Here is a 6028-nt window from a genome sequence, read left to right as displayed (position 1 = left end):
GCTCGCTCGCCCAGGGGTCCATCCCGGACGCCCGGGCGCGCTCGCGCTGGTCGAGCAGCTGCCACAGCTCCCCGGCCGGAGCGGCCGGTTGACGCGTGTCGATCAGCCAGAGGTCGATCGCCGTCACGGCAGGGTCAGCGTGCTCAGCACCCCGAGCCGGCGGTCGAACCCGGCCAGCAGCGCGGGCCGGCCTGCCGCCCGCCACTGCGGCAGGTGTTCGGCCAGCTCCGCCCAGAGTCCGGTGAACGGCTGGGCCGACGGGGGCTCCGGCGGGCCGAGGCCGGGACCGAGCAGCAGTGCCGCCTCGGGCCCGAGTTCCCCGGCCGCGGCCCGGACCGACTCGGCCGGGGAGGCCGCGCCCCTGGTCTGCCGGACGGCCAGGCCCTCGCCGGGGGCCTCCTCGCAGACCAGCACCACCACCGCGTGCCGCTCCGGCAGCGGCACCGGTCCGGGCGGCTCGTAGTGCAGCGCGGTCTGTTCGGCCAGCACCACCACGGCCCGGCGGCAGCCGCCGGTGCGCTGGTGGCCGGCGGCCAGCCGCAGTGCGGTGAAGGCCGCCGCGCCGCCCTGGTCGCAGACCGCGAAGGCGAGCGGGCCGCCCGGGACGGACCGGCTGAGCGCCAGCGAGGACGGCGCGCCGGGCCGCACGTCCGGGGTGTCGAAGGCCAGGATCAGCAGGTCGGCCGGCTCGTCCTCGGCGAGCGCCTCGCGGAGCACTCCGGCGGCCAGTTCCTCGTAGGAGTGGCCGACGCCCTCGCCGAGCAGGTCCTCGCGCAGCGGCAGGCCGTAGGGGCGGACGAGGTCGGAGACGAAGACCCGCAGGTCCGGGTCGAGCGAGGTCTCCGAGCGGCCGTCGAACCGGCGGGCCAGCGCCCGGGTGATCCGCAGACCGGTGGGACCGGGGGCCACCCGGTCAGTCCTCGGGGATGACGTGCCCGGCGACGTAGTCGGCCAGCCTGGTGACCGACCGCAGGTCGTCCTCGGTGATCTGCTCGACGTCCACCTGGATGTCGAGCGACTCCTCCAGCTCCAGGATCAGCTCGATGGTGCCGGCCGAGGTGAGGCCGAGGTCGTCGAAGAGGCAGGCGTCCTGCGGGATCTCGGGCAGTTCGCGCTTGAGGACGCGCGGCAGGAGCTCGCCGATGCCGTGCAGGATGCGCTCGCGCAGTTCGGGGTCGGTGGTCTGGACCGCGGCTTCTGACATGGGTGTCCCGTCCCGTCGTACGTGGGATGTGTGCTCCGGGGCTTGCAGGCGCCCCGGGGCTCTGGGTGGTGTGGGAATCCGGCGTCACCGTGCGGACGGCGGCCGGCGGATTCGGCGGCATCGGCGGCCGGTGGCCGGCGGACCGTCAGTACCGCATCGCCATCGCGGAGAAGGTCGCTCCGACACCGGCGGCGGCGATCAGGTAGTGGTCGCCGCGGCGGAGCAGCCCCCGCGTGGTGGCGGTGTGGAGATTGATGAGGCTGTCCGAGGCGAAACTGTGCCCGACCGACCGCACGTTGTCCAGCACGACTTTCTCGACCGGATAGCCGATCCGGCGCGCGATCATCCGCCAGGACGCCTGGTTGACGTTGTGCGGCAGGATCGCGGCCAGGTCGGAGAGGTCCAGACCGGCCTGGTCCAGGGCGGCCTCGATCGCCTCCACCATCACGTTCGGGTACTCGCGCTGGTAGCGGGCGAGCAGGTCCGGGTCCTCGGCCAGCCGGCCGTCGAACTCCGGGCGCTGGCGCACCACGAAGGAGAGCATCCGGTGGCGCTCGCCACCGGCGCTGACCAGGCAGGCGGCGGCGCCCTCGGCGAAGATGCCGGTCTCGGGCACCACCTGGGCGTCCCTGGTGAAGGTCTTCTCGCCGGTCAGCACCAGGGCGAGCGCCGCCGGGTCGGGTTCGTCCGCGAGCAGCCTGCCGGCCAGGTCGATGGCCAGCAGGCCCACCGCGCAGGCGTGGTGGGTCACCGTGAAGGCGTTGGCGTGCGCCAGTCCACGGGCGTCGAGCAGGTCGTGCAGCGGGTTGAGCGGATGGGGCACCGCCACCGGCATGCTGCGGGCGTGGATCACGAAGCGGATGTCGGGTTCGCGTCCACGCAGCTCCGGCAGGTTGTCCAGGGCGGCGTCGAGCAGGTCGGGCAGCGTCCCGGTCGGATCCAGACGCAGCTGGTCCAGGCCGTGGAAGCGGCGGAAGAGACGGAGTTGACGTGGGGTCAGGCCGATGAGCTCGCCCACAGCCTCGATGGGAACGGCGTGCGGGGGGAGGTGGACGGCCACTGCCTCCAGTGCGGTCACCCGGGCTAGTATTCCGACGCCCGCCAGGTCGCACAAGTGATCTCGGGCCCCCTCCGTCGCCGCCGCTCCCCGGAAGCCGGTCAACTTCCCCCCGGCGCGGCCGCGTTCACCCCCGTGCCGTCGAGCAGGTGGGAGATCTCTCATGTCGAACCCTGAACCCCCCTACCCCGGAGCCCCGTTGAACCAGGATCTGGTGGCCCTGCTGGTCGAGGTGGCCGGTGCGCCGCCCGGCTGGGCGCGTCACGTCACTCCGGAGGCCCGGCTGGACGGCGACCTGCTGCTGGACGAGGACGAACTCGCCGAACTGGCCGACCGGCTGCGCGGGCGCTTCGGCCCGCAGGCCGACCTGGCCGCGCTGCGCGCCGGGCTCGACCTGGCCGCCCTGGAGGCCCTGACCGTCGCCGACGTCCAGCGACTGCTCCCCGAGGAGGGCGCACGATGACCCGGTTCCTCCTGGTGATGCCGCCGTTGACCGGCCACGTCAACCCGGCCGCCGGCATCGCCGCCGAGTTGACCGCACGCGGCCACCAGGTCGCCTGGACCGGCACCGAATCGGTGCTGCGCCCGCTGCTCGGCCCGCAGGCCCGGGTGCTCGGCACCGGTACCCGGGCGTTCCGGGCCCAGGGCGGGCACGGGCTGGCCGCGTTGCGCTCGCTCTGGGAGGGCTTCATCGTCCCGTACACCAGGTTCACGCTGAAGCCGCTGGACGCCGTCGTGCGGGAGTGGCGGCCGGACGTGCTGCTGGTCGACCAGCACACTCCGGCGGGCGCGCTGGTCGCGCACCGGCACGGTCTGCCGTGGGCGTCCTTCGCGCCCGGGGCGATGGAACTGGGGCGCCCCTACCGGGCGTTGCCGCAGGTCGAGGCCTGGATGACCGGGCTGCTGCGGGGGCTGTGGGAGCGCGCCGGGCTGCCCGCGGAGGAGTACCTGGACCCGCGCTTCTCCCCCGGTCTGGTCCTGGCGACCACCGGTCCGGCCCTGACCGGCTCGACCCCGCCGCTGGAGCACGCGCTCGTCGGGCCGGTGATCCCGGCGCGGCCGCACGATCCGGACTTCCCGTGGGGGCGGCTGCTGCCCGGCCGGCGCCGGGTGCTGGTCACCATGGGGACCCTGGCCGGCGGGCTGGGCGCGGACTTCCTCGCCCGGTCCGTCCGGGCGCTGGAGCTGTGCGGTGACGAGGTGCAGCCGGTGTTCGCCGCGCCGAGCGAGCTGCTGCCCGAACTCCCCTCCCGGGCCGTCGCGGTGGGGCGGGCGCCGGTGCTGGAGCTGATGGCGCGCGGCGAGCTGGACGCGGTGCTCTGCCACGGCGGGATGAACACCGTGGGCGAGGCCCTGGCGCACGGACTGCCGCTGGTCACCGCACCGATCCGGCACGACCAGCCGATCGTGGCCGGCCAGGTGACGGCGGCGGGCGCGGGGCTGCGGGTGCCGTTCGCGCGCGTCACCTCGGTGCGGCTGGCGGACGCGCTGCGGGCCGTCCTCGACTCCACGGCCCACCGGGAGCGGGCGGTTCAGGTCGGGAGCCGACTGCTCGCCGGGGGCGGTGCGGTGGCCGCGGCGGACCGGCTGGAGGTGCTCGGCCGAGCGGGCCGGACCGGGCTCGTCCCACCCCCGGACCGCCCCCGATCCACCCCCGGAACCGCCCCGACCCGGCCCGGAACCGCCCCGACCCGACCCGGAACCGCCACCCCTTAGCAGACCGGCCGAGGGTACGTCCATTGGTCTAGGCCATTGTTTCCGGGGCGGGGTTCGCCCTAGGGTGTCGCAGCGGCACCGCCCTCCGCAGGTGCCGAGCCCCGCCTTTCCAGGTGCCGTGGCAGCCCATCCCCGCACGGGAGTTCCGGTTGATCGAGACCGCGGGACTGCGCAAGTCCTACCGCAAGAAGACCTCCCGCCGCAGCGGCGAGAACCCCACCGTCGACGCCGTCCGCGGCATCGACCTGTCGGTCGCCGCCGGCGAGATCTACGGCTTCCTCGGCCCCAACGGCGCGGGGAAGACCACCACCCTGCGCATGCTGGCCACCCTGATCCGCCCGGACGGAGGACGGGCCACCATCGCCGGGGCCGACCTGTTCACCGACCCCGCCGGGGTCCGCCGCCGGATCGGCTACGTCGCCCAGGGCGGCGGCACCACCGACCACGTCAGCGGCCGCGAGGAGCTGGTCCTCCAGGCCCGGATGTACGGCGCGGCCAAGGCGCAGGCCGTCCAGGCCGCCGCGGACGCGCTCAAGGCCTTCGACCTGGCCGATTTCGGCGACCGCCCGTGCGCCACCTACTCCGGCGGCCAGCGCCGCCGGGTGGACATCGCGCTCGGGGTGATCCACCAGCCCCGGGTGCTGTTCCTGGACGAGCCCACGGTCGGACTGGACCCGGCCAGCCGGGCGCACGTCTGGGAGGAGATCCGCCGGCTGCGCACCGAGGGCATGACGGTGGTCGTCACCACCCACTACCTGGACGAGGCCGACGCGCTCTGCGACCGGGTCGCCATCGTCGACCACGGCCGGGTCGTGGCCGAGGGCACCCCCGAGGCGCTCAAGCGCGAGATCTCCGGCGACGTCGTCCTGGTCGGGCTGGACGCCGCGGACGCCGCGGACGCCGCGGACGCCGCCTTCGAGCGGGCCGCCGAGGTGCTGCGCGCGCAGCCGTACCTGCACCGGCTGGAGCAGAACGGCGACGAGGGGCTGCGGCTGTACCTGGAGGACGGCGCCGCCGCCATTCCCCGGCTGCTGCGCGCCCTGGACGCGGCGGGCGTGACGCCCGGCACCGTGCAGCTCCAACGGCCCAGCCTGGACGACGTGTTCCTGGCCCGCACCGGCCGCTCGCTGCAGCAGTCCTGACCCCGTACCGCCCGGACCCGCACAACCCCCTGGGGAGACCGTGAAGCTCGCCCGCGACACCTGGCTGGTCTTCCAGCGCCAGCTGCTGCTCATGATCCGCACCCCGATCTGGATCGCCGTCGGCATCATCCAGCCCGTGTTCTACCTCCTGCTGTTCGCCCCGCTGCTGAAGAAGGTGCTCACCCCGCAGGGCGCCGGCAGCTACGCCGACGCCTACCAGGTGTACGTGCCGGGCCTGTTGGCGGTGCTGTGCATCTTCGGCGGACTGTTCACCGGCTTCAGCCTGCTCGGCGAGCTCAGGGCCGGCATCATCGAGCGCTCCCGGGTGACCCCGGTGAGCCGGCTGGCGCTGCTGCTGGGACGGGCTCTGCGGGAGATGGTGGCGCTGCTGGTGCAGGCCGTCCTGATCACCCTGATCGCGCTGCCGTTCGGGCTGCGGGTGAACCCGCTGAACCTGCTGCTCGCCTACCTGCTGCTGGGCCTGCTGGCGCTGATGACCTCGGCGATCTCCTACGGCATCGCGCTGATGGTGCCGACCGACGCGGCGATGTCGCCGGTGGTCAACACCATCGCGCAGCCGATCGCGCTGCTGTCGGGGGTGCTGCTGCCGCTCACCCTGGCACCCGGGTGGCTGCAGCAGGCGGCCAGGTGGAACCCCTTCTACTGGGCCGTGGAGGGCATGCGCGCGCTGTTCTCCGGGCACGCCGGGGACAGCGTGGTGTGGCAGGGACTGCTGGTGGTCGTCGTGATGACCGTCCTGGCGGTGTACTGGTCGGCCCGGCTGTTCTCCACCCGGGTGCGCTGACCGGCGAACGGCGGAGGGGGGCCGCGCACCACCAGCCGGGGCCCCCCCCCCGGGCCCGCCCCCCCCCGGGCCCGCCGGGGGGAACTGCGGAACCAAGGCCCGGA

Annotated in this window: 7 protein-coding genes; 4 read left to right on the top strand and 3 right to left on the bottom strand. The window is 74.4% G+C overall.

What is annotated here, in order from left to right:
* Positions 1–123 precede the first annotated feature (123 nt).
* From ACFVHV_RS42975 to ACFVHV_RS42965, 3 genes are all read right to left on the bottom strand, one after another.
* Complete coding sequence (locus tag ACFVHV_RS42975) at positions 124–909, bottom strand: hypothetical protein (RefSeq protein ID WP_359902528.1); 786 nt, start codon at positions 907–909, stop codon at positions 124–126.
* Between the two features lie 4 nt (positions 910–913).
* A complete protein-coding gene (locus ACFVHV_RS42970) occupies positions 914–1204 on the bottom strand; it encodes a phosphopantetheine-binding protein (RefSeq protein WP_049653836.1) in 291 nt (96 codons plus the stop codon).
* 145 nt (positions 1205–1349) lie between these two features.
* Positions 1350–2282 (bottom strand): 3-oxoacyl-[acyl-carrier-protein] synthase III C-terminal domain-containing protein, encoded by a 933-nt coding sequence (locus ACFVHV_RS42965; protein ID WP_359902531.1) that lies wholly within the window; start codon positions 2280–2282, stop codon positions 1350–1352.
* Positions 2283–2460: 178 nt separating this feature from the next.
* On the opposite strand from ACFVHV_RS42965, the gene ACFVHV_RS42960 reads away from it, so the two are divergent.
* The 4 genes from ACFVHV_RS42960 (at position 2461) to ACFVHV_RS42945 (ending at position 5924) form a co-directional block, all read left to right on the top strand.
* Positions 2461–2724, top strand: a complete 264-nt coding sequence (locus ACFVHV_RS42960) for a hypothetical protein (protein WP_359902534.1) — start codon at positions 2461–2463, stop codon at positions 2722–2724.
* Positions 2721–3977, top strand: coding sequence for a glycosyltransferase (locus ACFVHV_RS42955; RefSeq protein WP_380359212.1), 1257 nt, complete (start codon positions 2721–2723; stop codon positions 3975–3977). Before ACFVHV_RS42960 ends, ACFVHV_RS42955 begins: the two co-directional genes overlap by 4 nt.
* Positions 3978–4126: 149 nt before the next feature.
* On the top strand, positions 4127–5119 hold the full coding sequence (locus ACFVHV_RS42950; protein ID WP_380359209.1) for an ATP-binding cassette domain-containing protein: 993 nt from the start codon (positions 4127–4129) through the stop codon (positions 5117–5119).
* 40 nt (positions 5120–5159) lie between these two features.
* Positions 5160–5924: an ABC transporter permease gene (locus ACFVHV_RS42945; RefSeq protein WP_359902542.1), complete on the top strand. Its 765-nt coding sequence runs from the start codon at positions 5160–5162 to the stop codon at positions 5922–5924.
* Positions 5925–6028: the final 104 nt, after the last annotated feature.

Source organism: Kitasatospora sp. NPDC127116 (assembly GCF_042677365.1).
GTDB lineage: Bacteria > Actinomycetota > Actinomycetes > Streptomycetales > Streptomycetaceae > Kitasatospora > Kitasatospora lactacystinica.
The sequence above is the reverse complement of the archived record's forward strand: the minus strand, read 5'-3'. Positions and strand labels throughout refer to the sequence as shown.

Coding starts and splice junctions, on each gene's coding strand:
- ACFVHV_RS42970 (WP_049653836.1), bottom strand. CDS start 1,204: ATGTCAGAAGCCGCGGTCCAGACCACCGACCCCGAACTGCGCGAGCGC.
- ACFVHV_RS42955 (WP_380359212.1), top strand. CDS start 2,721: ATGACCCGGTTCCTCCTGGTGATGCCGCCGTTGACCGGCCACGTCAAC.